The sequence below is a fragment of the Thioalkalivibrio sp. ALJ24 genome (assembly GCF_000377785.1).
Classification (GTDB): domain Bacteria; phylum Pseudomonadota; class Gammaproteobacteria; order Ectothiorhodospirales; family Ectothiorhodospiraceae; genus Thioalkalivibrio.
The window spans coordinates 41,210-64,623 of the sequence record NZ_KB898731.1 but is presented as its reverse complement, the minus strand read 5'-3'; the positions used below and the strand labels follow the sequence as shown (position 1 = coordinate 64,623).

Annotated in this window: 28 protein-coding genes and 2 tRNA genes; 22 read left to right on the top strand and 8 right to left on the bottom strand. The window is 68.9% G+C overall.

Features of this window, described 5'->3' with window-relative positions; genetic code table 11:
- Window positions 1–43: 43 nt before the first annotated feature.
- From D571_RS0111145 to D571_RS0111125, 5 genes are all read left to right on the top strand, one after another.
- Window positions 44–119: transfer RNA gene (locus D571_RS0111145), tRNA-Ala, on the top strand.
- A gap of 24 nt (window positions 120–143) precedes the next feature.
- Window positions 144–371, top strand: coding sequence for a hypothetical protein (locus D571_RS0111140; protein ID WP_018936770.1), 228 nt, complete (start codon window positions 144–146; stop codon window positions 369–371).
- 26 nt (window positions 372–397) lie between these two features.
- Window positions 398–473 (top strand) — tRNA-Glu (locus D571_RS0111135).
- A 414-nt stretch (window positions 474–887) separates the two neighbouring features.
- On the top strand, window positions 888–1,508 hold the full coding sequence (locus D571_RS0111130; RefSeq protein ID WP_018936769.1) for a class I SAM-dependent methyltransferase: 621 nt from the start codon (window positions 888–890) through the stop codon (window positions 1,506–1,508).
- 74 nt (window positions 1,509–1,582) lie between these two features.
- Window positions 1,583–1,819: a putative motility protein gene (locus tag D571_RS0111125; protein ID WP_018936768.1), complete on the top strand. Its 237-nt coding sequence runs from the start codon at window positions 1,583–1,585 to the stop codon at window positions 1,817–1,819.
- A 41-nt stretch (window positions 1,820–1,860) separates the two neighbouring features.
- On the opposite strand, the gene D571_RS0111120 is transcribed toward D571_RS0111125, so the two are convergent.
- Both D571_RS0111120 and D571_RS0111115 read right to left on the bottom strand, forming a co-directional pair.
- Window positions 1,861–2,472 (bottom strand): YceI family protein, encoded by a 612-nt coding sequence (locus D571_RS0111120; protein ID WP_018936767.1) that lies wholly within the window; start codon window positions 2,470–2,472, stop codon window positions 1,861–1,863.
- Window positions 2,469–3,242, bottom strand: a complete 774-nt coding sequence (locus tag D571_RS0111115; protein WP_018936766.1) for a CDP-alcohol phosphatidyltransferase family protein — start codon at window positions 3,240–3,242, stop codon at window positions 2,469–2,471. Before D571_RS0111115 ends, D571_RS0111120 begins: the two co-directional genes overlap by 4 nt.
- A 113-nt stretch (window positions 3,243–3,355) precedes the next feature.
- On the opposite strand from D571_RS0111115, the gene D571_RS0111110 reads away from it, so the two are divergent.
- Genes D571_RS0111110 through D571_RS0111095 form a run of 4 tightly spaced genes read left to right on the top strand, consistent with a single transcriptional unit; the run spans window position 3,356 to window position 6,715 of the window.
- Window positions 3,356–4,360: a zinc-binding alcohol dehydrogenase gene (locus tag D571_RS0111110; RefSeq protein WP_018936765.1), complete on the top strand. Its 1,005-nt coding sequence runs from the start codon at window positions 3,356–3,358 to the stop codon at window positions 4,358–4,360.
- Window positions 4,361–4,389: 29 nt separating this feature from the next.
- Entirely contained in the window at window positions 4,390–4,788 is a 399-nt protein-coding gene (locus D571_RS0111105; protein ID WP_018936764.1) for a 6-carboxytetrahydropterin synthase, read from the top strand.
- Entirely contained in the window at window positions 4,785–5,846 is a 1,062-nt protein-coding gene (locus tag D571_RS0111100) for a glycosyltransferase family 4 protein (protein WP_018936763.1), read from the top strand. Before D571_RS0111105 ends, D571_RS0111100 begins: the two co-directional genes overlap by 4 nt.
- Window positions 5,843–6,715 carry a hypothetical protein gene (locus D571_RS0111095; protein ID WP_018936762.1) on the top strand — a complete coding sequence of 291 codons (873 nt, stop codon included), beginning with the start codon at window positions 5,843–5,845 and terminating at the stop codon, window positions 6,713–6,715. The genes D571_RS0111100 and D571_RS0111095 overlap by 4 nt, the downstream gene beginning before the upstream one ends.
- Here the strand turns inward: D571_RS0111095 and fabA are convergent.
- On the bottom strand, window positions 6,661–7,173 hold the full coding sequence (gene fabA, locus D571_RS0111090) for a 3-hydroxyacyl-[acyl-carrier-protein] dehydratase FabA (RefSeq protein ID WP_018936761.1): 513 nt from the start codon (window positions 7,171–7,173) through the stop codon (window positions 6,661–6,663). The genes D571_RS0111095 and fabA overlap by 55 nt on opposite strands.
- A 93-nt stretch (window positions 7,174–7,266) precedes the next feature.
- On the bottom strand, window positions 7,267–7,581 hold the full coding sequence (locus tag D571_RS0111085; RefSeq protein WP_018936760.1) for a hypothetical protein: 315 nt from the start codon (window positions 7,579–7,581) through the stop codon (window positions 7,267–7,269).
- Between the two features lie 196 nt (window positions 7,582–7,777).
- On the opposite strand from D571_RS0111085, the gene D571_RS0111080 reads away from it, so the two are divergent.
- The 9 genes from D571_RS0111080 (at window position 7,778) to mnhG (ending at window position 15,780) form a co-directional block, all read left to right on the top strand.
- Window positions 7,778–9,166, top strand: coding sequence for a hypothetical protein (locus D571_RS0111080; protein WP_018936759.1), 1,389 nt, complete (start codon window positions 7,778–7,780; stop codon window positions 9,164–9,166).
- A gap of 100 nt (window positions 9,167–9,266) precedes the next feature.
- Window positions 9,267–9,932 carry a TIGR04211 family SH3 domain-containing protein gene (locus D571_RS0111075; protein ID WP_018936758.1) on the top strand — a complete coding sequence of 222 codons (666 nt, stop codon included), beginning with the start codon at window positions 9,267–9,269 and terminating at the stop codon, window positions 9,930–9,932.
- A gap of 116 nt (window positions 9,933–10,048) precedes the next feature.
- A complete protein-coding gene (locus D571_RS0111070) occupies window positions 10,049–12,352 on the top strand; it encodes a putative monovalent cation/H+ antiporter subunit A (protein ID WP_018936757.1) in 2,304 nt (767 codons plus the stop codon).
- The gene (locus D571_RS0111065; RefSeq protein ID WP_018936756.1) at window positions 12,349–12,774 is read left to right on the top strand and encodes a Na+/H+ antiporter subunit B; all 426 of its coding nucleotides are present in this window, start codon (window positions 12,349–12,351) and stop codon (window positions 12,772–12,774) included. Before D571_RS0111070 ends, D571_RS0111065 begins: the two co-directional genes overlap by 4 nt.
- The gene (locus D571_RS0111060) at window positions 12,771–13,124 is read left to right on the top strand and encodes a Na+/H+ antiporter subunit C (RefSeq protein ID WP_018936755.1); all 354 of its coding nucleotides are present in this window, start codon (window positions 12,771–12,773) and stop codon (window positions 13,122–13,124) included. Before D571_RS0111065 ends, D571_RS0111060 begins: the two co-directional genes overlap by 4 nt.
- Entirely contained in the window at window positions 13,121–14,635 is a 1,515-nt protein-coding gene (locus D571_RS0111055; protein ID WP_018936754.1) for a Na+/H+ antiporter subunit D, read from the top strand. Before D571_RS0111060 ends, D571_RS0111055 begins: the two co-directional genes overlap by 4 nt.
- Window positions 14,632–15,105 (top strand): Na+/H+ antiporter subunit E, encoded by a 474-nt coding sequence (locus D571_RS0111050; protein ID WP_018936753.1) that lies wholly within the window; start codon window positions 14,632–14,634, stop codon window positions 15,103–15,105. Before D571_RS0111055 ends, D571_RS0111050 begins: the two co-directional genes overlap by 4 nt.
- On the top strand, window positions 15,105–15,386 hold the full coding sequence (locus D571_RS0111045; protein ID WP_018936752.1) for a monovalent cation/H+ antiporter complex subunit F: 282 nt from the start codon (window positions 15,105–15,107) through the stop codon (window positions 15,384–15,386). The genes D571_RS0111050 and D571_RS0111045 overlap by 1 nt, the downstream gene beginning before the upstream one ends.
- On the top strand, window positions 15,379–15,780 hold the full coding sequence (gene mnhG / locus D571_RS0111040; protein ID WP_018936751.1) for a monovalent cation/H(+) antiporter subunit G: 402 nt from the start codon (window positions 15,379–15,381) through the stop codon (window positions 15,778–15,780). The genes D571_RS0111045 and mnhG overlap by 8 nt, the downstream gene beginning before the upstream one ends.
- A 147-nt stretch (window positions 15,781–15,927) precedes the next feature.
- Here the strand turns inward: mnhG and D571_RS0111035 are convergent, their stop codons facing one another.
- Window positions 15,928–16,377, bottom strand: coding sequence for a hypothetical protein (locus D571_RS0111035; protein ID WP_018936750.1), 450 nt, complete (start codon window positions 16,375–16,377; stop codon window positions 15,928–15,930).
- 217 nt (window positions 16,378–16,594) lie between these two features.
- Here D571_RS0111035 and D571_RS0111030 point away from each other — a divergent pair, with 217 nt between their 5' ends.
- The 4 genes from D571_RS0111030 (at window position 16,595) to D571_RS0111015 (ending at window position 20,319) form a co-directional block, all read left to right on the top strand.
- A complete protein-coding gene (locus tag D571_RS0111030) occupies window positions 16,595–17,263 on the top strand; it encodes a metalloregulator ArsR/SmtB family transcription factor (RefSeq protein WP_018936749.1) in 669 nt (222 codons plus the stop codon).
- Window positions 17,264–17,315: 52 nt separating this feature from the next.
- On the top strand, window positions 17,316–18,626 hold the full coding sequence (locus tag D571_RS0111025; protein WP_018936748.1) for an MFS transporter: 1,311 nt from the start codon (window positions 17,316–17,318) through the stop codon (window positions 18,624–18,626).
- A gap of 85 nt (window positions 18,627–18,711) precedes the next feature.
- A complete protein-coding gene (gene mazG / locus D571_RS0111020; RefSeq protein WP_018936747.1) occupies window positions 18,712–19,551 on the top strand; it encodes a nucleoside triphosphate pyrophosphohydrolase in 840 nt (279 codons plus the stop codon).
- A 36-nt stretch (window positions 19,552–19,587) separates the two neighbouring features.
- Window positions 19,588–20,319, top strand: coding sequence for a ferredoxin--NADP reductase (locus tag D571_RS0111015; RefSeq protein WP_018936746.1), 732 nt, complete (start codon window positions 19,588–19,590; stop codon window positions 20,317–20,319).
- A gap of 4 nt (window positions 20,320–20,323) precedes the next feature.
- Here D571_RS0111015 and nadC read toward each other — a convergent pair whose 3' ends face one another.
- From nadC to D571_RS0111000, 3 genes are read right to left on the bottom strand one after another with little or no spacing between them, the layout of a single operon-like run.
- Window positions 20,324–21,223: a carboxylating nicotinate-nucleotide diphosphorylase gene (nadC, locus tag D571_RS0111010; protein ID WP_018936745.1), complete on the bottom strand. Its 900-nt coding sequence runs from the start codon at window positions 21,221–21,223 to the stop codon at window positions 20,324–20,326.
- Window positions 21,220–22,644, bottom strand: a complete 1,425-nt coding sequence (gene xseA, locus D571_RS0111005) for an exodeoxyribonuclease VII large subunit (RefSeq protein ID WP_018936744.1) — start codon at window positions 22,642–22,644, stop codon at window positions 21,220–21,222. Before xseA ends, nadC begins: the two co-directional genes overlap by 4 nt.
- On the bottom strand, window positions 22,641–23,405 hold the full coding sequence (locus D571_RS0111000; protein ID WP_018936743.1) for a DUF4197 domain-containing protein: 765 nt from the start codon (window positions 23,403–23,405) through the stop codon (window positions 22,641–22,643). The genes xseA and D571_RS0111000 overlap by 4 nt, the downstream gene beginning before the upstream one ends.
- Window positions 23,406–23,414: the final 9 nt, after the last annotated feature.

The window sequence follows — 23,414 nt, the reverse complement described above, 5'->3', positions numbered from 1 at the left end:
CAGGTAAAAGGGGTGTGGCTAAATTACGCACCTCGCCGGTTACGGGGCCATAGCTCAGCTGGGAGAGCGCCTGCATGGCATGCAGGAGGTCGGCGGTTCGATCCCGCCTGGCTCCACCATTACGGCGAAAGGCAGGATCAGCGATGCATCGTTTTGGGATGATCTCCGTTTACGTTGGGCTGGTTTTGTCGATCGTGGGACTGATCGGTGGTTTCGGCCTGATGTTTGCCGGTGAGCAGACATGGTCCAAGATGCTGGTCGCGATGGTCCCGCTGGGCTTTTTGCTGCTTTTCAACGGTGTGGTGACGACCATCCTGCATCCCCCGAAGGTCAGGGGGCGTGTTGAAAGGCCACGGGGCCCGCCCGATTAGGTTTGCAGCAAGGACGTTGCCTCTGCGTCCCCATCGTCTAGAGGCCTAGGACACTGCCCTTTCACGGCAGCGACCGGGGTTCGAATCCCCGTGGGGACGCCATATTCCAAAGGCCCGCAGCCATCCGGTGGTTGCGGGCCTTTTTCGTTGCCGGTTCCATGGGCGTGTCGGCGCGGGGGAGAAGATCGCGGATGAGGAGATGCGAAAAAAGAAGCCCGACCAGGGCCGGGCTTAATCCAGAAACAACCGTGTGACGGAGGGAGTCGGTTGTCTCGATGCCCCGGTCGTAGACCGGGTCCACACCATGCAGTGGCCACGTCGTGGCCCGGGGGCTGAAGCCCCCCGCCGGATCGGCGGCGGGGCTTCCCTCACCCTTCATTGCGTCGGACGAACCGCAGCCTGAGAAGTTCCGATTTGCGTCCGGTGCGTGCGATACAGTTCACGAAAAGGGGCAGTCGGGCACTTCTTCCCGGTCGCCGGGGTCGGAACCGGAGGATCCGGATCAAGGCAGGTGACATGCGCGGACTGGAACAGATTCCCTGGCTTTATGATGGCTTCATGCGGGTGGCCGAGCTGCTCGGTCTGCGCCGCTGGCGGGAGCGCCTGCTGGACGGCGTGCATGGCCGGATCCTGGAGGTGGGTTGCGGCACGGGTCGTAACCTTCCCCTGTATTTATCTCCGGCGCAGGTGGTGGCCATCGAGCCCGACCCGGCGGCCGCGCGCCGGGCACGCTGGCGTGCCCCCGAGGTGCCGCTGGTGATCGCCCGGGCGGAGGCCCTGCCCTTCGACGACGGGCGATTCGACGTGGTGGTTTCAGGGCTGGTGTTCTGTTCGGTGCAGGACCCGCCGCGGGCGCTGGGCGAGGTTCGGCGGGTGCTGGATACCGGGGGCGAGCTGCGCATGCTGGAACACGTGCGGCACACGCGTCCGACCCTGGCGCGCCTGCAGGATCGGGTGCAGCCGGCCTGGACCTGCATCGCGGGCGGCTGCCATCCGAATCGCGACACCGAGGCGGCGGTGGAGGCCGCGGGGTTTGCCATCGACCCGCATGACCGGGTGGCACGGGGCGTGATGCGGCGTTTTACCGCCCGCCCGTCGGTGGTGCGAAAAAATCTTCCCTCGGACCCTAAAGCCTGACTGCAGCCTGCCGTTAGCCCCGGCGCAGACGGTTCATACATTCGGAAGCGTCTGTGAACGTCAAGGAGGTACCCATGGATGTCAACGCAGCGGTTTCTCAATCCGTGCAGATGCAGCAGGCCAGCCTGATGCAGCAGAAGGACATCGCGGTGATGAACCGTGCCATGGAAGCCGAAGGGTCTGCGGTGACGCAGCTGATCGAGGGCGTGGCCGACGTGAACGCGGGGGCCGGTGCCAGCGTGGAGGCGGCGGCCGGTGCGGCCGAGGCGCTGCCCGACAACGTCGGGACGCTGGTCAACACCACGGCCTGAAGGCAGGGCCGGGGGCCCCGGTCCCCGGCTTCCCGGCGCGGCTACTGACGCTGCGCCTCGAATTCGATGATCAGTTCCACCGTGTCCCCCACGATGTCGCGGATCAGCCCGTAGTCCATGCCGAAGTCACTGCGCTGGAATTCCCCGCGCATCGAGGCGCCCAGTACGTAAGGACGCGAGAAGACGCCGCCCAGCGGGAACGGGTAGCGTCCGACCTTGTTGATGGTCACGTCCAGAGTGATTGGCCGGGTTTCGCCCAGCAGTTCGAGATCACCGGTCAGTTGCCCGCTGTCCTCGCCGGTGGGCTCGTAGTCCGTCGCGGTAAAACGCATCTCGGGGTAGTTTTCCACGTCGAGGAAGTCCTCGTTACGCAGATGGTCGTCGCGTTCCTCGTGGTTGGTGAACACGCTGTCGGTCTGCACCACGAAATGGCCCTCCCCCAGCTCGCCGGTATCCGGGTCGAACATGAAGGCGCCTTCGGCCTCGAGAAACATCCCCAGCACTCGCGCGTATCCGGCGTGATCGACCATAAACCCGACCGCGAAGTGCTCGGTGTCGATCTCCCATTCGTCCATGGCCGCGGCGCCGGCTGGCAGCATCCATGCAAGTCCCATAAGGGCGGTGGTGGCCAGGGTGCGGAATCGGTTCTTCATGACGTGTCCTCCGGGAGGGGTGAATCCGACGCGGGTCTTCCCCGATACAGATAGACGATATCCACGGCGAAGGAAACCGTCAGCGCGGCCAGGGCGAGTGTCGGCGCAGCGATGGCCGGCCCCGTGGGCACCGGCGGGGCCAGGGCGATCAGCAGCGCCGGGGTCTGCAGCACGCAGACCGCCTGACGGCGCCGACTGGGCGGCAGTTCCGCGCGCAGCCAGGGCAGCCGCCTGCCGGCCAGCACGAACAGATAGCGCATCGCCCCGATCAGCAGCACCCAGGGGCCGGCCGGCCCCGGCTGCCAGGCGAGCACCGACAGCGCGAGGATCAGGGCCGCATCCAGTTCCATGTCGAAGCGCGCGCCGAAGGCCGAGGTGGTCCCGCTGCGCCGCGCCACCGCCCCGTCCAGTCCGTCCAGCAGCAGCACCAGCAGGGCGAGACCGGTGACCCACAGCGCCAGGCTTTCGTGGGCGAGCGCGCCGGGGACCGGTGCGAGCAGGGCCGCGCTGCCGACCGGGGCGGTCAGGGCCGCGCGCAGCAGGGTGACCCGGTTGCCCGGTCCGGGGATGGACTGCAGTCCTCCCCTGCGGCCGGCACTGCCGGCCACCAGCGCCACCAGCAGTCCCCACAGCGCCAGTGTGGCCAGCGGAAGGACCGGACCCGCCGGGGTCAGCAGCACGATGCCGCCGGCGACAGCCAGCGCCAGCACCCCGCCGAGGATCAGGTCGGCGGGGTGCAGCGGGCGACGCAGAACGGCGGAAAGGGGCATCCGTGGCGGCCTCCGGGGTCGGGATTGCGGTGGACGGTGGCGACTCGGCTACACTGCGGGCCTTGGATAACCCGCGAGCATGAACCCGTGTCCCGAACGTTGCGAGAACCCGCATGAATCAGGCCCGTGCCTTCTGGATCACGGCCCCCGGAGAAGGCGAGATCCGCGCCACCCGGCTGGCGCCGCCGGGCCCCGGCGAATGCCGCGTACGGGCGCGTTATGGCGCGATCTCGCGCGGGACCGAATCGCTGGTGTTCCGCGGTCGGGTACCGCCGGACCAGTACGCCGCGATGCGGGCCCCGCTGCAGGAAGGGGAGTTCCCGGCGCCGGTGAAATACGGCTACATCAGCGTGGGGGTGGTGGAAGGCGGAACGCGCGCCGGGGAACGGGTCTTCTGTCTGCATCCGCATCAGGATCGCTACAACGCCCCCGAGTCCATGCTGGTGCCGATCCCCGACGCGGTGCCCGACACCCGTGCGGTGCTGGCGGCCAACATGGAAACGGCGGTGAACACCGTGTGGGATGCCGGGGTGGGCCCCGGTGACCGGGTCGCGGTGATCGGCGCGGGCGTGGTCGGGTTGCTGTGCGCGTGGCTGGTCCGCGCGATCCCGGGCACGCGGGTAGCACTGATCGACCCCGAACCCGCGCGCGCCGAACCGGCCCGGGCCCTGGGCCTCGCGCTGCATGCCCCGGCCGCCGCGCGCGAGCGGCCGGGGCCGGCTTCGTGCGACGTGGTGATCCACTGCAGCGGCCATGGCGATGGCCTGGTGCAGGCGCTGGAGCTGGCGGGCACCGAGGCGCGGGTGGTGGAGGGCAGCTGGTACGGCGACGGCGCCGTGAGCCTGCCGCTGGGCGAGGGCTTCCATTCGCGGCGCCTGGAGCTGCGCAGCAGCCAGGTTGGCCGTATCCCGCCGTCGCGGGCCGCGCGCTGGGACCATCGCCGGCGCCTGGCGCTGGCCCTGGAGCTGCTGGCCGATCCCGTGCTGGACGTGCTGATCAGTGGCGAGGACGCCTTCGAGGATCTGCCCCGGGTGATGCCGCGGGTGGCCGGGCCGGCCGCCGCGACCACCCTCTGTCATCGCATCCGCTACCCGGATCCCGACCCGGTGTGGGTCTGATCCATCACTGCGAATGGAGAAAGCCGAGCATGTACAGCCTCAATGTCCGTGATCATTTCATGATCGCCCACAGTTTTGCCGGAGAGGTTTTTGGCCCCGCACAGAACCTGCACGGCGCCACCTACGTGGTGGACGCGACCTTCCGGCGGCGCGAGCTGGATGCCGACGGTCTGGTGGTCGACATCGGCCGTGCCGGGGAGGTGCTGCGCGGGATCCTCGGCGAGCTGAACTACCAGAATCTGGACGACCGGCCGGAGTTCGAGGGACACAACACCACTACGGAGTTCCTCGCGCGCGCCATCCATGCACGCATCAGCGATGCCATCCATGACGGCCGCCTGGGTGACTCTGCGCGGGGTCTGGACGCGGTCTGCGTGACCCTGCACGAATCCCACGTCGCCTGGGCCTCCTATGAGGCCGCTCCTTGAATCAGGCCGCGGACCTGCGCCTGCTGGTGCCGGGGTCGCTGGATCAGCCTACGGGCGGGTACCGCTATGACGCGCAGATGGTCGCCGGCCTGCGCGCGCGGGGCTGGTCGCTGGCGGTGGATGAACTGGAAGGGGACTTCCCCGGGCCCTCGGGGGATGCGGAGCATGCGCTGGAAGCGGCGCTCGCAGCCGCGCCGGACGGTCAGCGAGTGCTGGTGGACGGTCTGGCCGGCGGGGCCTTCCCGGAGGTCCTGCAGCGCCATGCCCGGCGCCTGCGCCTGATCGCGCTGGTCCATCACCCGCTCGGCGAGGAGACCGGTCTGGATGCCCGGCGCCGCCGCGAACTGCTGGCGTTGGAACACGCCGGACTGGCGGCCGCCGAGGGCATCGTCACCACCAGTGCGTTCACCTCCGAGGTGCTCGCCGGGTGGGGTGTCGAGTCCGCGCGCCTGCGGGTGGTCCCGCCGGGGGTGGAGCGGCATGCCGTGGCATCCGGGCCGGCCCCGGGTGCGCCGCCCGGGCTGCTCGCGGTGGGGGCATTGATCCCGCGCAAGGGCCAGCAGCATCTGCTCGCGGCGCTGGCGGGGCTCACCGACCGGCCCTGGCATCTGGTGCTCGCGGGGCCGGCGGACCGTGACCCGACGTTCGTGCAGGGCCTGCACCGCCAGGTCGAAGAGGGCAGTCTGCAGGACCGGGTCAGCATCACCGGGGCCTGCTCGGAGGCGCATCTGGCGGTGCTGTACGACGCCGCTTCGCTGTTCGTGCTGCCCAGCGAATACGAGGGCTTCGGCATGGTGTTCACCGAGGCCATGGCGCGCGGCCTGCCGGTGGTCACGACCACCGGCGGGGCGATCCCGTACACCGTTCCGGCCGCCGCCGGGGAGCGGGTTCCGCCGGGTGACATCCGGGCCCTGCGCGAGGCACTGGCGCGTTTCCTGGACGACCCGCAGGCGCGGCGGGCCGCCGGCATGGCCGGCCGCGAGGCCGCGCGGCGCATGTCCGACTGGCCGGCGTCGGTGGAGGCGATGGAGCGCGCGCTGCGCGAACTGGCGCCGTGAGCGAGCACTTCGATGCCGGCTGGCTGAGCCTGCGCGAGCCCGCGGACCATGCGGCGCGTTCGACCGCCCTGGCCGATGCCCTGGACGCCTGGGCGCGGCAGGTGCGGGCGACGCCACAGACGCCCCTGCGCGTGTTCGATCTGGGTGCCGGCCGGGGTTCCGGCCTGCGCTGGCTGGCGCCGCGGCTGCCGGAACCTCAGCACTGGACCCTGGTGGACCACGACGCGGAACTGCTGGAGGCGGCCTGCCGGGGCGCGGGTGGCGAATACGTGCGCGAACGCCGGGTGGAAGACTTCGCCGCAGGGCCGCCGCCGTTGCCGGACCCGCCGCCGGGCGAGCCGCTGGTGGTGACCGGCTCCGCGCTGCTGGACCTGGTCTCGGCGGACTGGCTGGACCGGCTGGTGGCGGCCTGTGCAGAGCGCGGGGCCGCGGTGCTGTTCGCGCTCAGTTACGACGGCCGGATCGAGGCAAGTCCCGCGGACCACGGGGATGCGGCGCTGCGCGCGGCGGTCAATCGCCACCAGCTCACCGACAAGGGGTTCGGCCCGGCCCTGGGCCCGCGGGCCGGCGAATATCTGGCGCGACGCCTGGAAGACCATGGCTACGCCGTCGAGATGGCCGATGCGGTCTGGGATCTCGACGCGTCACGGGCGGGCCTGGCAAGTGCCCTGATGGATGGCTGGGTGGCCGCGGCGTCCGCGATCGAGCCTGGCCGGGCGGCGGCGTTCCGGGAATGGGGCGAGCGGCGCCGCGCCCATATTGATCGGGGCGAGGGCCGCCTGCGGGTCGGGCACCGGGACGTGCTGGGGCTGCCTCAGAAGTTTTCGGTGGAGGTGAACAGGCCGACGCGCAGGTCGGTGGCTTCGTAGATCGTACGACCGTCCACCTGCACTGTGCCGTCACCGATGCCCAGCACCAGCTTGCGCGAGATCACCCGTTTCATTTCCACGTGGTAGGTGACCCGTTCGGCGGTCGGCAGCACCTGGCCGGTGAACTTCACCTCGCCCACGCCCAGCGCGCGCCCGCGGCCGGGGTTGCCCAACCAGGCGAGATAGAAGCCGACCAGCTGCCACATCGCGTCCAGTCCCAGGCAGCCGGGCATCACCGGGTCGCCGGGGAAGTGGCAGGCGAAGAACCACTGGTCCGGGTGGATGTCCAGTTCGGCGAGCATCTCGCCCTTGCCGTACTGGCCGCCATCGCTGTTGATCTCCGTGACCCGGTCCATCATCAACATGTTGGGGACCGGCAGCTGGGCGTTGCCCGGGCCGAACATGTTGCCGTAGCCGCAGGCCAGGAGTTCGTCGCGATCGTACTGATTCTTCTGCATGGGGAGGATGCTCGGGGGAAAAGCCCGGTATTGGACCGAAACCGGCGGGCAAAAGCAATTCCCGCCGCCGGGGCCGGCGGCGGGAAGGGCGGGTCAGGCGTCGGCCGGGTAGCGCAGCAGCTCCGCCAGGGTGAAGAAACGATCCCCGCGCAGGTAACCGGCCTGAACCTGCGGGATCAGCGAATCGGGCCGTCCCCGGTCGTCGCGTTCGGCCACCCAGGCATCCGGAAGGGTGTCCAGGATATGGGCACTGGCGAGGCGGCCGTCTTCCAGGTGGCTGGCATGCACCTCGCCGTTGCCACGGTGACGAAAGGCCGGAATCCAGCCCGCGGTGAAGCCGGTGTCCAGCCACTGCGGTTCGTCGTGAGTGGACACCGACGGACCGGACAGGAGTTCGAGATCAAGCATCGCGGATCCTCCGAAGATTTAATCGGGGTATCGGCGTGCCCGTCCGGAACTTGAGGCCGGTCAGAATCCCGGTCATGGGGATGGCACGGCGAGGCGGCTGCGGGTCGTGCATAATCGGGTCCGACATCCAGACCGCGAGTCCGCGTCTTCGCCCCGGCCTGCCGCCGGTGTGTGGCGCGGTCCGAAAGGGGGAGAAGTGGCGGCCACCGTTCTGTTGTGGATCCTGGCGATCGCGATCGCCATCGGACTGCTCGATCTGGCCCGGCAACCGCTGCGGCGTTTTCTGGTCGCGGTGGCGGCGGCGCTGGCGCGCGGGACCTGTGCCCTGCGCCGCCAGGTCCTGCACCTGCGCGATGCCGTGCAGGGCTGGCACGGGCAACACGTGGAGCGGCTGGAGGCTGAACGCATCCACAGTGCGGTAACCGCGCTGGAACGCCGGTACGCCGAGATGGTGGGGCATGACCTCGCACAGCTGCCGGCCCTGCGCCAGCAGGCACACGACACCCTGCGGCTGATGGAGGAGGCCTACCAGCGCGACGAACGCCGGTTGACCGAGGAGCCGGTCTGGGTCTCGCGCCTGGAGGCGCTGGCGCAGACCCCGGCCGGCGAGACCCCGGAGGCACGGCGCCTGGCGCACGACATGGAAGACACGGTGCTGCGCATTGCCCGCTCGGGGCTGGAGGAGCAGCGTCGCTCGGCCAGCGCCCTGCTGTCGGCGCGGCGCCGGGTCGACAGTCCGCTGCGCGAGATGGTCGCGCGGCTGGAACAGGTGCAGGACGAGCTGGGCCGGCTTGAACGCCAGGGCGAACGCCTGGACCGTTCGCTCAATCGCCGCGGGGAGGATGGGCAGCGGTTGGGCCGGGCCCTGCCGGCGCATGCCCAGGCCGCGACGCAATGGCTGATGGGGGCGGCCGGGCTGGCGCTGGCGGCGCTGGCCGTGGTGGTGCATCAGCATGTGTTCGGCCCCGCCCTGGCCGGCATGTTCCCGGATCCAGCGGAGGGCTCGGGCCTCACCGCGCCGGGGGCCGAGTGGATGCTGTTCCTGTTGCTGGGAATGGCGACGCTGGCCGGCTGGATCCTGGCCGAGACTCGCGGCGTCACCCGCACGCTGCCGCGGGCCCTGATGGAGGGTGGCGGCTGGGCACCGCGGGCCCTGGCGGCGGTTTCCATCGGGGTGCTCGCGTTGGTGGCGGCAGTGTCCGCACTGGCCGGATTCCATCTCGACTGGCTGGTGTATCAGCACGAGCTGGTGACGCTGTTGCTGGAGGGCGAGGAGCGGGCACTGCCGCCGGGTATCCGTCATGCGGAACAGCTGGTCGGCGCGGCCCTGGGACTGTTGATCCCGCTTGTTCTGGCGCTGGTGCCGGTGTGGGTCGTGGGGCTGCTGCAGGCGACCCGTGTGCTACTCGGCGGTCTCCTGAGCACCCTGCTGGGCCTGCTCGCCGGCTTGCTGTACCTGCTGGCCGTGGGGGCATGCCAGCTGCGTCGCCTGCTGCCGGCCGCCTTCGAGGTGGTGATCTTTCTGCCCGGGTGGATCCGTCGCGCCCTGGCGGCGCGCCGGTCAGGGGGTGTTCCTGGTGCGTGACGCGTTTCACCTCATCCGCCAGAGGTATGTGTGCCTGACCGGACGTTCGCCTAGAATGGCGGTCCGATCCGAAACATTGACCGAGGTACGCGGGGTGCGAATGCGAAAGGGGCTGATGACAGTGACGCTGGCGGGGCTTTTGCTCGCCGGAGGTTCGGCCGCGGCGGAGACCCGTTACGTTTCCGACACCCTCGAGACGGGGGTCTGGTCCAGCCCCGAGGGCGGCCGGATCATCAGTTCGCTGGACTCCGGTGACCGGGTCGAGGTGCTGGAGGAAGACAGCGGTTACAGCCGGATCCGGCTCCCCAGCGGCAACGAAGCCTGGATCCTCAGCCGATATCTGCAGGACGAGCCGCATGCGCGCGAGCGCCTGGCCGAGGTGGAAGAGGAACTGGCCGAGATCCGTTCCGGGGCCGACGATCAGGAGGGCCGCATCGCCGAGCTGCTGGACGAGCGTAACGCGCTGCGCCAGGAACGCGACGAGAAGGCCGACCGGATCAACGGCATGCAGGAGGAACTCGAGGAGCTGCGCGACATTGCCGAGCGTCCGGCGGAGATCCAGCGCCGCAACGAGCAGCTGGAAGAGGAACTCCTGGAGACCCGCGAGACGGCCGAGGAATATCGCCGACAGGTCGACGTGATGCGCGCCGACAGCGACCGCCGCTGGTTCATGACCGGGGCTGCGGTGGCAGTGGGCAGCGCGATCCTCGGGGTCATTCTGACGCGGCTGCCGAGCCGTCGTCGGCGCAGCGACTGGCTGAACTGAGTACCCGCTACCGGGGGTGTGCTGTTGCGCGCCCCCGGCTGACCCGGTAGCCTTCGCCATTCTGTGACGGGCGCCCGCCGGGCGTCTTCCCGACCCCTGTCAGGACGTCCATCTGGATGCTGTTCGCGATTCTTTCAATCTTCGTGGTGGCGGCGCTGGCGCCCGTGGTGCATCGGGCCACCGGGCGCCACAGCGGCTGGGTACTGGCCCTGCTGCCGGCGGCCCTGTTCGTCTATTTCGCGAGTTTCCTGCCCGCCGTCGTGGGGGGCGAGAGCGTGCGCCTGGCCTGGCAGTGGATGCCCGGGCTGGATGTCCAGTTCTCGTTCCTGATCGACGGCCTGTCGCTGATGTTCGCGCTGCTGATCGCGGGCATCGGCGTGTTCGTGGTCAGCTACGCCGGGCGCTACCTCGAGGCGCACCGCGACCTCGGGCGCTTCTACGTGCTGATCCTGTCGTTCATGGGCTCCATGCTGGGGCTGGTGCTGGCCGACAACATCATCCTGATGTTCATCTTCTGGGAGCTGACCAGCATCACCTCCTACCTGCTGATCGGCTACAACCATGAGGATCTCAAGGCGCGCAAGGCCGCGCTGCAGGGCCTGATCGTAACGGTGGGCGGCGGTCTGGCCCTGCTCGCCGGACTGGTGTTGCTGGCGATGGCGGCCGGTTCCTGGGAACTCTCGGAGATCCTGGCCGGCGAGGACTCTCTGCACGAGCATGCGCTGTATCTGCCGCTGGTGATCCTGATCCTGCTGGGCACCTTCACCAAGTCGGCCCAGTTCCCGTTCCATTTCTGGCTGCCCAACGCGATGGCCGCGCCCACGCCGGTCTCGGCCTACCTGCACTCGGCCACCATGGTGAAGGCGGGGGTCTATCTGATGGCGCGCCTGAACCCGGAACTGGGAGGCACCGAGCTGTGGACCTGGACGCTGGGCCTGTTCGGGGCGGTGACCATGTTCACCGGGGCCTGGATGGCCATCCAGAGCACCGAGATCAAGAAGCTGCTGGCCTATTCCACGGTGATGGCGCTGGGCACGCTGACCATGCTGATCGGCATCGGCACACCGTATGCCGCGATGGCCGGGGCCGCGTTCCTGTTGGCGCATTCGCTGTACAAGGGTGCGCTGTTCATGCTCGCCGGGTCCATCGACCACGGCACCGGCGAGAAGGAAGTTCCGAACATGGGCGGGCTGCGCCACGCGATGCCGCTGACCGCGGCGTTCTCGGTGATCGCCGCGCTGTCGCTGGCCGGGCTGCCGCCGCTGTTCGGCTTCGTCGGCAAGGAACTGATGCTGGAGGCGGCCCTGGGTGCGCCGGACGCGCTGGCCGTGGTCCTGCCGCTGCTGGCGCTGGGCTCGGCGATCCTGGTGGTGGCGGTGGCCGCGATCGTGGGCCTGCGGCCGTTCTTCGGTGCGCGTCGGGAATTCAAGCGCACGCCGCATGAATCGCCCGGTGCGATGCTGGCTGGCCCGGCGGTGTTGTCGGTGCTGGGTCTGGTCCTCGGTCTGTTCCCGGCCCTGGCGCAGCCGCTGGTGGCAGCCACCGCGATGTCCATCCACGGGGCCGATCCCGGCATGGAGCTCAAGCTGTGGCACGGCATCAATCTGCCGCTGGGCATGTCGCTGCTGAGCCTGGCCGCGGGTCTGGTGATCTATCGCTTCTGGGATTCGGTGCGTGCCGGCATAGGACGGGGCATGGCGCCGGCCATGCGCATCGCGCCGGAGCGCGGCTACGAGCGTTTCATGGACGGACTGGTCTGGTTCTCGGATTTCCAGACCCGCGTCCTGCAGAACGGCCATCTGCGCACCTACGTCATGGTGACCATGCTCACCACCGTCGCCCTGGTGGTCGGGACCTTCGCGGCCCTGGGCGGTTTCGAGGTCTCGGTACGCTTCGACGACATCCTGATCCACGAGTGGGTGATCGTCGCCCTGGTGGCGCTGGCGGCGATGTTCGTGGCCACCACGAATTCGCGGTTGGCCGCGGTGGCCTCGCTGGGCATCGTGGGCTTCGGCGTGGCGCTGATCTACGTGTTCTTCAGCGCGCCGGATCTGGGGATCACCCAGGTCCTGGTCGAGACCCTGACCGTGATCCTGCTGGTTCTGGTGCTGTTCCGCCTGCCGGGCTTCCTGAAATTCTCCAATCCGCTCACGCGGGTGCGTGACGTGATCGCCTCGCTGGCGGTGGGCGTGACGATGACCGCGGTGCTGATGGCCACCCTGGGCGTGCAGTACTTCCCGGCGATCTCCGAATACCACATTGCCGAGTCCGAGCCGTCGGCCTACGGGCGCAACATCGTCAACGTGATCCTGGTCGACTTCCGCGCCCTGGATACCCTTGGCGAGCTGTTCGTGCTCGCGCTGGCCGCGGTAGGCGTGTACGCGATGATCAAGTTCCGCGCGGAGGACCGCAAGTCATGATGGCCGGCTCGCTCATCCTGCAGACGGGGACGCGGCTGCTGCTGCCACTGCTGCTGCTGTTCTCGGTGTTCCTGCTGCTGCGCGGCCATGACGAGCCGGGCGGCGGATTCATCGCCGGTCTGGTGGCGGCGATGGCCTTCGCGCTGTACATGTTCGCCTTCGATGTCTACAAGGCGCGCGCCATCCTGCGCATCGACCCGCGCAACATGCTGGGCATCGGTCTGCTGCTGGCGACTCTGTCCGGGGTGCCCGCGCTGCTGCAGGGGCGTGCCTTTCTGACCTCGCTGTGGTGGGACGTGGAGGTCCCACTGTTCGGCGAGCTCAAGCTCTCCACCCCGCTGGTGTTCGACATCGGCGTGTACCTCGTGGTGATCGGCACCGTGCTGACCATCGTCCTGGCCCTGGCGGAGGCGGAAGAATGACTGCGGAACCCCTGCTCGCGATCCTGGTGGGCGTGCTGTTCGCCACGGCCACCTACCTGATGCTGCGGCGCAGCCTGGTCAAGCTGGTGATCGGCCTGATCCTGCTGTCCAATGCCGCCAACCTGCTGATCTTCGCCACCTCGGGCCTGACCCGTGGCGCGCCCCCCCTGATCCCCGAGGGCATGCTCACGCCCGAGGGTGCGGTGGCCGACCCGCTGCCGCAGGCCCTGATCCTCACCGCGATCGTCATCAGCTTCGGCGTGCTCGCCTTTGCGGTGGTGCTGATCCATCGCGCCTACGAGGTGGTGGGCGCGGATGACCTGGACGAAATGAAGGATACGGACACGTGAGGATCGAGGTCGCCCTTCCGGTCATCATCCCCCTGTTTTTCGGGAGCCTCGCGCTGGCCTTCTGGCAGTGGCGCGGGGTGCAGCGCGTGGTCGGCGTGGTGGGCGGCCTCTCGCTGACCGCCGCCGGGATCTGGCTGCTGGTTTCGGTCTGGAACGACGGCGTGCTGGCCATGCACATGGGGAGCTGGCAGGCGCCGTTCGGCATCGTGCTGGCGGCCGACCTGCTGAGCGCCACCATGGTCCTGCTGACCGGCGTGATGGGGCTGATCGTGGCCGTGTACTCGCTGGTGTCGATGACCCCGGATCACGAGCGCTTCGGCTACCACCCGCTGCTGCAGCTGCTGCTCGCCGGCGTGGCCGGGGCCTTCCTCACCGGGGACATCTTCAACCTGTACGTGTGGATCGAGGTCCTGCTGGTCGCCTCGTTCGCGCTGCTGATCCTCGGCGGCGAGCGCGCGCAGATGGAGGGGGCGATCAAGTACGTCACCCTCAACCTGGTGTCTTCGCTGATCCTGCTGGCCGCGGTGGGGCTGACCTATGGCCTGTTCGGTACCCTGAACATGGCGGAGCTGGCGGCCTACATGGGCGAGGCCGAAAACACCGGACTGGTGACCGTGGTGGGCGTGCTGTTCATGGTGGCCTTCGCGATCAAGGCGGCGGCCTTCCCGCTGTTCTTCTGGCTGCCGGCCTCCTACCACACGCCGCCGGTGGCGATCTCGGCGATCTTCGCCGCGCTGCTGACCAAGGTCGGGGTGTACGCGCTGATCCGCTTCTTCACCCTGATGTTCACCGAGGCCCCGGAAGTCACCCAGAACATCCTGCTGTGGGGTTCCGGCTTCACCATGCTGGTGGGCGTGCTGGGCGCGGCCGCGCAGTTCGAGTTCCGCCGCATCCTGGCCTTCCACAGCGTCAGCCAGATCGGCTACATGCTCATGGGGCTGGCCCTGCATACCCCGCTGGCGCTCGCCGGCTCGCTGCTGTTCATCCTTCATCACAGCATCGTCAAGACCAACCTGTTCCTGATCAGCGGGATCTCGTACTTCGCCCGTGGCACGCACGAGCTGAAGGATCTCGGCGGGTTGTACCGCACCCATCCGGGGCTGTCGGTGCTGTTCCTCATCGCTGCGCTGTCGCTGGCCGGATTGCCGCCGCTGTCCGGGTTCCTGGTCAAGCTGATGCTGGTACGCGCGGGGCTGGAGGTCGAGGCCTACTGGATCGTGGCCGTCGCGCTGATCACCGGCCTGCTCACCTTCTACTCCATGGTGAAGATCTGGGCCGAGGCATTCTGGAAGGCCGATCCGCGTGGCGAACAGGCCCCGGCCGTCGGACCAAGCTGGCCGGATCGGCGAGGGATGTGGCTGCTGTATGCGCCGGTGGCGGTGCTGGCCGCGCTGGCGGTACTGATGGGTGTGGCGGCCGAACCGTTCCTGCAGCTGTCGCTGGCGGCCGGTGAGCAGATGCTGGACGTGGACGCCTATGTCGAGGCGATTCTGGGGGACGACGCGCGATGAACCTGCTCGCACTCAACCTCCTGCTGGCGCTGGCCTGGATGATGCTGACCGGCAGTTTCACCGCGACCAGCCTGCTATCCGGCCTCGTGTTCAGTTACATGGCCCTGTGGATTGCGTTCAACCGCAAGGCGGATCACAGCAGCTTCTTCTGGAAGGTGCCGAAGGTGATCTCCTTCATCGCGTTCTTCATCTATGATCTGATCAAGGCCAACCTGGTGGTTGCCTGGGACGTGCTGACGCCCACGCACCTGATGAAGCCCGGGGTGATCGCGTTCCCGCTGCGCGCCCATACCGACGCGCAGATCACCGTGCTGGCGAACCTGATCTCGGTGACCCCGGGCACCCTCAGCCTGGACGTTTCCACCGATCGCAAGGTGCTGTATATCCATGCGATGTATCTGCAGGACGAAGACAAGCTGCGGCGCGAACTGCAGGATCTGGAAAGCCGCGTGATGGAGCTGATCGACTGATGGCGATTCTCGACTGGGCCGTGACCGCGACCTTCGTGATCCTCAGCCTGGCGCTGGTGATCATCTTCATACGTCTGATCAAGGGTCCCAGCCTGCCCGACCGGGTGGTGGCGCTGGAGCTGATCGCTTCGCTGACCGTGGGGTTCATTGCCACGCATGCGGTGGCAACCGGCATGGCCAACTTCCTCGACGTGGCCGTGGTGCTGGCGCTGACCGCGTTCCTCGCGGCGGTGGGCTTCGCGCGGTACCTGGAAAAGGGAGGGTACCGCAGTGATGATTGAATGGATCACCGCCTTACTCCTGCTGACGGGCTCGCTGCTGATGCTGCTGGCGGCGCTGGGCGCCCTGCGCATGCCCGACCTGCTGACCCGCATGCATGCGACCACCAAGGCCGGTGCGCTGGGTGGTGGCACCATGGTGGTGGCGGCCGCGGTGTTCTTCGATGACGGTGCGGTTACCGCCCGCGCGCTGGCGATCGTGGTGTTCATCATCCTGACCGCCCCGGTGGCCGCGCACCTGATTGGCCGCGCTGGTTATTTCGTCGGCATCCCGCTGTGGGAAGGGACCCTCAAGGACGAACTCAAGGATCGCTACGATCCCGAGACCCACACCCTCGCCTCGGAGGAGGTAAAACCCTCCACCCCCACCGAAGAGCGCAAGCACGACCGCGACTGACCCCTCTCCGGAGCCCCTCGCTCGGGGTGCCGGTTGCGGCCGGCGCGGTTTGCGAATTAATTTCGCTTACACAAAAAAGCCGGGGCCCGCAGGCCCCGGCAATTCCACGCTTCACGTACGAAGGGGTGTCCGGAGAGACGCCCACGATCAAGCGGCGTGCATCTCCTTGGCCTCGCGCGCAGCCTTCGCCTCTTCCGGATCGTAGGCCGCGCCGGACCACAGCATCTCGTAGGCGATTTCCTCGTTGCCGTTTTCGCACAGCTCCAGCACGTTCTGGAAAAGTGGCTGGAAGGTCTCGCTGCGATGGGAGGCCTCATGCTCTTCCATCGAGCGCCAGAAGGTGATGATCAGCGCTTCCTTGTCCTTCAACGGGCTCTCCACGGCCTGGCCGATGGTGGAACCCTCGTTGGAGACTTCACCCGAGTTCATGGCCACGAAGCCGCCGACGAAGCCCGTGTCCGAGTGATAGGTCTTCACGTTCTCGCACAGCACGGCCACGCGTTCCTGCAGGTCGTCGATGGTGTATTCCGGTTTCAGAATGACCCGGTTGAGGGTCACCACACCATCCGGCGGAAAGTTCTGGATCAGATTGCTCATAACGACCTCCTTAGTTTGCGGAAGATGCCCTCGGGCATTGTCGCTTCATTCAGCGAATCAGCATGTGCTGAATGAATTGTTGACCAATCTACTCAGAAATAGCGGACGCGCAACAAAGGCACAAAAGCCGAAGGGCCTGTAGAAACCGGGGTTGTGTCGCCGTCCCGGTCTCAGTATCTTTCATTCCAACGAATATTAGAATGAGAGTCGCACCCGGATGAACGAGCGCGATCTGAAGGACGTGCTGTACGAGCAGGTGGCGCGGATCACGCGCGCCGCGGCCAGCCCCAAGCGCCTGGAGCTGATCGAGGTGCTGGTGCAGGGGGAGAAGACCGTCGAGCAGCTGGCAGCGGACACCGACGTCAGCGTCAAACTGGTCAGTGCCCACCTCAAGGCCCTGCGCGAGGCCCGCCTGGTGGAGGCCCGTCGCGACGGGCGTCATGTCCACTATCGGCTCGCCGACCGCCACGTCGCGGACTTCTGGGTCATGCTGCGCACGCTCGCGGAGGAGCGCCTTCTGGAGCTGCAGGCGGCCACCCGCGAGCTGACCGAGCGTGCCGACGAGCTGGCCCCGGTCGCCGGTCCGGAACTGCTGGAACAGGCCCGGCGCGGCGAAGTGGTGGTGCTGGACGTGCGCCCCGGGGTCGAGTACGCCGCCGGGCATCTCCCCTGCGCGCGTTCCATCCCGCTGCAAGAGCTGAATCAGCGCCTGCAGGAACTGCCGGCCGACCGCCCGGTGGTCGCTTACTGCCGCGGCCCCTACTGCCTGATGGCGAAGGAGGCCGTCGCCCTTCTACGCAAGCACGGGATCGCCGCGCAACGCGTGGAGGAGGGCGTGGCCGAATGGCGCCACGCCGGCCTGCCGCTGGCCGACGAGCAGGACTGACGCGGCCGGCGCTCCGGCCGCGAGACAACGCATTCCCAGAGGAAACCGGAACATGGACAAGCACAGGGCCGCCGAGGCCTACGATCACATCACGCACGGGATCCGCGAGAACCTCGGGCAGTTCAGCCAGCAGCTGATCCAGGTGTTCTTCGTCGGCCTGACCATCGGCATGATGCGCACGGTCATCCCGGCGCTGGCCGAGGACGAGTTCGGCGTGGCCGAGGGCTCGTTCATGCTGCTGACGGCCTTCGTGGTGGCCTTCGGTATCGTGAAGGGCGCGCTCAATTTCGTCGCCGGCCGGCTGTCCGAGCGCATGGGGCGCAAGAATGTCCTGCTGCTGGGCTGGCTGTCCGCCATCCCGATCCCGTTCATGATCCTGTACGCCCCGACCTGGGGCTGGATCGTCGCGGCCACGGTGCTGCTGGGCGTGAACCAGGGTCTGGCCTGGTCGATGACGCAGACCGCCAAGATGGACATCACCCGGGCCGACGAGCGCGGCTTCACCATGGGCATGAACGAGTTCTCCGGCTACGTCGGCGTGGCCGTGGCCGGCATCGTGACCGGGTACATGGCGTCCGCCCTCGGTCCGCGCGTCGGCCTGCTGGTCTTTGGCCTGGTGGTGATCGCGCTGGCGATCGCGATGACCTTCCTGCTGGTGCGCGAGACCATTGACTGGGCGAAGGCCGAGGGGGCCCGCCATGCGGCCGGTCGCAACGACGGCCCGGTGGCGCGCTATCCGCAGAACATCCCCGATGCGCCCACGACCTGGCAGGTGTTTACCCTGATGTCCTGGCGCGACCGGCGCATGGCGGCGTTCAGTCAGGCCGGGCTGGTGGAGAAGTTCGTGGACGCGCTGGTGTGGGTCTTCTATCCGGTGTTCCTGTACCAGCAGGGCCTCGGTCTGGCCGCGATCGGCTGGATCGTCGGCATCTATGGCTTCGTCTGGGGTGGCTCGCAGTTCTTCACCGGCCGTCTGTCCGACCACATCGGCCGCATGAAGCCCATCGTCTGGGGCATGTGGATCTGCGGCGCCGGGGTGGGGCTGACCCTGCTCGGTTCCGGGGTCATCTGGTGGTCGTTCGCCGCGGTGGTCACCGGCTTCGGCATGGCCCTTCTGTATCCCAACCTGAGCGCGGCGGTCGCGGACATCGCGCATCCCAACTGGCGCGGATCGGCGATCGGCACCTACCGCTTCTGGCGCGATCTGGGCTACGGCATCGGGGCGCTGGGGCTGGGCATCGTCGCGCACCTGGGCGGCTCGGTGGAATGGGGCTTCTGGTTCGTGGTGATCGCGATGTTCCTGTCCGGGGCCCTGGTCTGGTGGTGGGGCGAGGAGACCCATCCGCGCCTGAACCCGGCCTGAGCGCAGGGATGTTCGCGACGATTCTCCCGGTCGCTCGTACGGAGTCGTTGGCGCCGGGGGCAGGCCACCCGTACACTGCCTTGGCATGAGCGAATCCGATCCGATGGCCCGGCTGCGTGCGATCATGGCGCAGCTGCGCGACCCCGAGCACGGCTGCGCCTGGGACCGCGCACAGACCGCCGCGAGCATTGTCCCGCACACCCTCGAAGAGGCCTATGAGCTGGCCGACGCCGTGGCGCGGGATGCCGGCGACGCGGCCGCCACCGCCGAGCTGCGGGAAGAACTCGGGGACCTGCTGTTTCAGGTGGTCTTCCAGGCGCGCATCGCCGAGGAAGCCGGGCGCTTCGATCTGGATGACGTCGCCCGCGGGATCGCCGACAAGCTGGTGCGGCGCCATCCGCACGTGTTTGCCGGCCACGCCTTCGGTGACGATGCCGAACGCGAGGCGGCCTGGGAGGCCGACAAGGCCGCCTCCCGCGAGCAGCGGGGCCATGCCAGCGCAATGGACGACATCCCGCTGGCTCTGCCGTCGCTGGCCCGCGCGGTCAAGACCCAGCGGCGGGCCGCGCGTGACGGCTTCGACTGGGACGATGCCGGCCCGGTGGTCGACAAGATCCACGAGGAGATGGCCGAGGTGAACGAAGCGGTCGCCGCCGGTGCCGATCCGGACGCGGTGGCCGAAGAGGTCGGCGACGTGCTGTTCGCGGTGTCCAACTGGGCGCGCCATCTGGGCGTGGATCCGGAGGGCGCGCTGCGCGGCAGTACCCGCAAGTTCGAGGCCCGCTACCGGCGCATGGAGGCCCTGGCCGAAGGCCGGGGGCAGTCGTTGTCCGCGCTCGATTTCGCCCAGCAGGAGACCCTGTATCAGCAGGCCCGTCGCCAGCTGCGCGGCGATCCCGAATCAACCCCCCCGAATAATCCCTGAAAAGCCGGGCATCCGTCCCGAGATAAAGGAACCCGCATGGAACACGGCCTGGATTCGTTGCCCGATCACTTCATGCCCGCGCGCATCGAGCGCATCGAGCAGGTGACCCCGCTGATCCGCAGCTTCACGCTGGCGGCGGACCCGCAGCGCTTCGTGTCGCGGGCCGGCCAGTGGCTGGACCTGGTGATCCCGCAGGGCGATGCCAAGCCCTTCGTCGGCGGCTATTCGGTGGTCTCCGCGCCGCGCGATGACGGCCGCCTGGAGCTGGCCATCAAGTACGCCGATCACCATGCGGCCACCCACCATCTGCACACCGCGGCGCGCGAGGGCGACACCGTCTACATCACGCCGGGGCAGGGGGATTTCTTCTTCGAGCGTGGCATGGCCGACAACGTGGTGCTGCTGGGGGCTGGCATCGGGGTGACCCCGCTGTTCAGCATCCTGCGCTATGTGCACCAGTCGGCGCCCGAGGTGAATGCGCACCTGGTCTACAGCGTGGCGCGTCAGGACGAGGTGCTCTTCCCCGAGGAGCTGGAGCGCCTGGCGCAGGCCGACAACATCGACGTGACCCTGACCGTAACCCGCGAGGCGGAGGACTGGCTGGGGCATACCGGGCGGATCTCGCATTCGTTGCTGGAGTCGCTGGAGCTGCCGCGCGACGCGCTGTTCTATTTCTGCGGCTCGCGCGAGTTCATCGAGGACATGGCCACGCTCCTTGGCGAGTGGGGCATCCCCGAGGCGCAGCTCAAATACGAGAAGTGGTGGTAGGGCGTCAGGCGTCGCTGTCGAGACGCAGCGACAGGTCCACCGCCCGCAGGTGCTTGGTCAGCGCCCCCACCGAGATGTAGTCCACCCCCGAGTCGGCGACTTCCAGCAGGGTTGCGGCAGACACCCCGCCGGAGGCCTCGGAGATCGCACGCCCGCGGATGCGCCGCACTGCCTCGGCGCGATCTGCGGATTCCAGCTCGTCCAGCATGATCACGTCGGCCCCGGCGGCCAGCGCCCGGTCGACCTCCTCCAGATTTTCGGTCTCCACCTCCACCCAGCGCCCGGCGCCCAGCGTGCGCGCCTGCTGCACCGCGGCGGCGATGGAGCCGCAGGCGGCGATGTGGTTTTCCTTGATCAGCACCGCGTCCCACAGGCCCAGGCGGTGGTTGTGGCCGCCGCCGATGCGCACCGCGTACTTCTGCGCGTGGCGCAGGCCGGGCAGGGTCTTGCGGGTATCGAGGATGCGTGCATGGTGGTCCTGCAGGCGCGCCACCCAGCGCGCGGTCTCGGTGGCGGTGCCGGACAGGGTCTGCAGCAGGTTGAGGGCGGCGCGCTCGCCGGCCAGCAGCGCGCGGGCCGGCCCCTCGATGCGGGCGATCCGCGTATCGGCCGCGCAGGTCTCGCCCTCGGCGACGGCCCATTCGATGCGCAGGTCGGGGTCCAGGCGGGCAAACACGCGTTCCGCCCAGGGCTGGCCGCAGATGACGGCGTCCTCGCGCAGCCACAGCGAGGCGCGCGCATGCCGCCCGGCCGGGACCAGCGCCGCGGTCACGTCGGCGGCCAGCCCGCCGGGTCCGAGGTCCTCCTCCAGCGCGGCGCTTACCTCGTGCTCCAGCTTGGCGGGGTCGGGTTCGGCGGGCCCGCGGACGAACGGGTCGCGGGGCTTTTCGGGGTGCGGGCTCATTCCGGGGCTTCCGTTGTGGGGTGGCTGCGGACCACTGTCAGGTCGACGTGGCCACTTGCCAGGCGGGCGGAAACCGCGTCTCCGCGGGTCACGTCGGCGGCATCCCGCAGCAGTCCGCCGTCCTCGGTGGACAGGATGGCGTAGCCGCGGCGCAGTACCGCGGTGGGATCCAGCGCGTGCAGCTGGCGCCGGCTCGCCTCGAACTGGCGCCGGCGTGCATCCAGCTGGCGCTGCGTCGCGCTGCGCAGGCGCTGATCCAGGCGGTGCAGGCGTTCGCGCCGGGTCGCCAGATCGCGGTCGGGGCGTACCTGCTGCAGCCGCTGGCGCAGGTGTTCCAGGCGCAGGCGGGCGTGGTTCAGCCGCGCCCCGGGAGAGGCCCCGGCGAGGCGCAGGCGGGCGCGCTGCAGGCGCTGTTCCGCGCGTTCCAGACGCAGCCGCCCGGCGCGTTGCAGGCGTTCGCGCTGCTCGTCGAGGCGCTGGAGGTTGCGTTCCAGGATCTGCCGCGGATGGCGCCGCTGCAGGCGGCCGGCGAGACCTTCCAGGCGCGCGCGATCCTCGTGGATGCGGCGCGCCAGGCGCTGCTCCAGGCGTGCGCGCAGCTCGTTGAGCTGCTGGCGCAGGGCAGGGCCGTCGGGGCTGACCGCCTCGGCCGCCGCGGTGGGGGTGGATGCGCGCAGGTCGGCGACGAAATCGGCGATGGTCACGTCGCTTTCGTGGCCCACGCCGGTCACCACGGGGATCGGACAGGCGGCGATCGCGCGCGCCACATCCTCCTCGTTGAAGGCCTGCAGGTCTTCCAGAGAACCGCCGCCGCGGGCCAGCAGGAGCACGTCCACCGCGCGTTCCTCGCCCGCACGCTGCAGGGCGGCGACGATCTGCTCGGCCGCCGCGGCGCCCTGGACCGCAACGGGATACAGCGTGATCGGGAGCAGCAGCGGAAACCGGCGCGCCAGCGTGCGTTCGATGTCGTGGCGGACATCGCCCTGGGCCGAGGTGATCACGCCCAGGCGATGGGTCCGGGCCGGCAGCGACTGCTTGCGCGCGGGGTCGAACAGGCCCTCGGCCTCAAGCTGCTTCTTCAGCCGCTGGAAGGCGGCCAGCAGCCGGCCCTCGCCGGCGGGTTCGAGCCGCTCGACCACGATCTGGAACTGGCCGCGGGCAGGGTAGATGCCCGCGCGCCCGCCCACCTGCACCGCGTCGCCGTCCGCGAAGGGCGCCGCGCGTCGGGCGTTGCCGCGAAACAGCACGCAGTTGACGCTGGCGTTCTCGTCCTTCAGCGAGAAGTACTGGTGGCCCGACGGGTAGCGGCGCAGGTTGGACACCTCGCCCTCGACCCGCACCGAGCCCAGGCCGTCGCGCAGCAGTCCGTCCGCGCACTGGTTCAGCTGGGCCACGGTCAGGACCGCGGCGGAATCATTCATTCGCCGCCTCCGAACACACGTTCCAGCAGTTCGGTGCCGCGCCCGACCGGGTCGGCGCGCAGCTGCGCCTCTTCCTCGGCCAGGGTGTCGAACAGACCGGTCATGGCGTAGCCCAGTACATGGTCCACCGGGTCGAAGGCGATGTCGGCGACAAACGGGATATCCTCGGCCTCGGCCAGCAGGTCGTTGTAGGCGCTGATGGCCCCCGATTCGCGCAGGGCCTCGTCGATGACCGGTTCCATGCGCGCGGCCAGCGGGTCGCTCATGCGGGTCTCGAAGTGGCGGGTCGCGGCATCGTCGGGGCCCTGGATGATCTCGCGGGCCTCGTCCAGGGTCAGGTCGTCGATCGCATCCAGAAACAGCTCGCGGGCCTGCGGGGCGGCGTCCTCGGCGGCCCGGTTCATGCGTTCGTGCAGGTCGTCGACCGGGCCCGCTGCACCGAAGCGGTCGAGGGTGTCGCGCGTGGTCTGCACCAGCCCGGGCAAAGGAATGCGCACTTCGGGGTTGCCCCAGAAGCCGTTGTACCGGCCCAGTTCGGCGGTGGCGTTGCGGGTGGCGATGGACAGCGCCTCGCGCAGGGCGTCGATACGCTCGCCCTGGCTGAGGTCGTCACTTTCACCGTTGCCGGTCAGGCCGCCGAAAGCATCGCGCGCGCGGCCCCACCAGTCGGCGCCGGCGGGGGCGGTCGCCAGCAGGGCGCTCGCTGGCAGGATGCGGAGCAGGAACCGGCGGCGGCCGGCAAGACGGGACGTGGATGACATGTCTGGGCC

What these genes read in the sequence shown, in the direction of transcription:
- D571_RS0111035 (WP_018936750.1), bottom strand. Translation starts at nt 16,377, where the DNA reads ATGAGCAATCTGATCCAGAACTTTCCGCCGGATGGTGTGGTGACCCTC.
- D571_RS0111120 (WP_018936767.1), bottom strand. Translation starts at nt 2,472, where the DNA reads ATGAAGAACCGATTCCGCACCCTGGCCACCACCGCCCTTATGGGACTT.
- D571_RS0111125 (WP_018936768.1), top strand. Translation starts at nt 1,583, where the DNA reads ATGGATGTCAACGCAGCGGTTTCTCAATCCGTGCAGATGCAGCAGGCC.
- D571_RS0111115 (WP_018936766.1), bottom strand. Translation starts at nt 3,242, where the DNA reads ATGCCCCTTTCCGCCGTTCTGCGTCGCCCGCTGCACCCCGCCGACCTG.
- D571_RS0111140 (WP_018936770.1), top strand. Translation starts at nt 144, where the DNA reads ATGCATCGTTTTGGGATGATCTCCGTTTACGTTGGGCTGGTTTTGTCG.
- D571_RS0111045 (WP_018936752.1), top strand. Translation starts at nt 15,105, where the DNA reads ATGGCGATTCTCGACTGGGCCGTGACCGCGACCTTCGTGATCCTCAGC.
- mazG (WP_018936747.1), top strand. Translation starts at nt 18,712, where the DNA reads ATGAGCGAATCCGATCCGATGGCCCGGCTGCGTGCGATCATGGCGCAG.
- fabA (WP_018936761.1), bottom strand. Translation starts at nt 7,173, where the DNA reads ATGCAGAAGAATCAGTACGATCGCGACGAACTCCTGGCCTGCGGCTAC.
- mnhG (WP_018936751.1), top strand. Translation starts at nt 15,379, where the DNA reads ATGATTGAATGGATCACCGCCTTACTCCTGCTGACGGGCTCGCTGCTG.
- xseA (WP_018936744.1), bottom strand. Translation starts at nt 22,644, where the DNA reads ATGAATGATTCCGCCGCGGTCCTGACCGTGGCCCAGCTGAACCAGTGC.
- D571_RS0111085 (WP_018936760.1), bottom strand. Translation starts at nt 7,581, where the DNA reads ATGCTTGATCTCGAACTCCTGTCCGGTCCGTCGGTGTCCACTCACGAC.
- D571_RS0111130 (WP_018936769.1), top strand. Translation starts at nt 888, where the DNA reads ATGCGCGGACTGGAACAGATTCCCTGGCTTTATGATGGCTTCATGCGG.
- D571_RS0111065 (WP_018936756.1), top strand. Translation starts at nt 12,349, where the DNA reads ATGATGGCCGGCTCGCTCATCCTGCAGACGGGGACGCGGCTGCTGCTG.
- D571_RS0111060 (WP_018936755.1), top strand. Translation starts at nt 12,771, where the DNA reads ATGACTGCGGAACCCCTGCTCGCGATCCTGGTGGGCGTGCTGTTCGCC.
- D571_RS0111105 (WP_018936764.1), top strand. Translation starts at nt 4,390, where the DNA reads ATGTACAGCCTCAATGTCCGTGATCATTTCATGATCGCCCACAGTTTT.
- D571_RS0111030 (WP_018936749.1), top strand. Translation starts at nt 16,595, where the DNA reads ATGAACGAGCGCGATCTGAAGGACGTGCTGTACGAGCAGGTGGCGCGG.
- D571_RS0111075 (WP_018936758.1), top strand. Translation starts at nt 9,267, where the DNA reads ATGCGAAAGGGGCTGATGACAGTGACGCTGGCGGGGCTTTTGCTCGCC.
- D571_RS0111000 (WP_018936743.1), bottom strand. Translation starts at nt 23,405, where the DNA reads ATGTCATCCACGTCCCGTCTTGCCGGCCGCCGCCGGTTCCTGCTCCGC.
- D571_RS0111050 (WP_018936753.1), top strand. Translation starts at nt 14,632, where the DNA reads ATGAACCTGCTCGCACTCAACCTCCTGCTGGCGCTGGCCTGGATGATG.
- D571_RS0111110 (WP_018936765.1), top strand. Translation starts at nt 3,356, where the DNA reads ATGAATCAGGCCCGTGCCTTCTGGATCACGGCCCCCGGAGAAGGCGAG.
- nadC (WP_018936745.1), bottom strand. Translation starts at nt 21,223, where the DNA reads ATGAGCCCGCACCCCGAAAAGCCCCGCGACCCGTTCGTCCGCGGGCCC.
- D571_RS0111025 (WP_018936748.1), top strand. Translation starts at nt 17,316, where the DNA reads ATGGACAAGCACAGGGCCGCCGAGGCCTACGATCACATCACGCACGGG.
- D571_RS0111015 (WP_018936746.1), top strand. Translation starts at nt 19,588, where the DNA reads ATGGAACACGGCCTGGATTCGTTGCCCGATCACTTCATGCCCGCGCGC.
- D571_RS0111070 (WP_018936757.1), top strand. Translation starts at nt 10,049, where the DNA reads ATGCTGTTCGCGATTCTTTCAATCTTCGTGGTGGCGGCGCTGGCGCCC.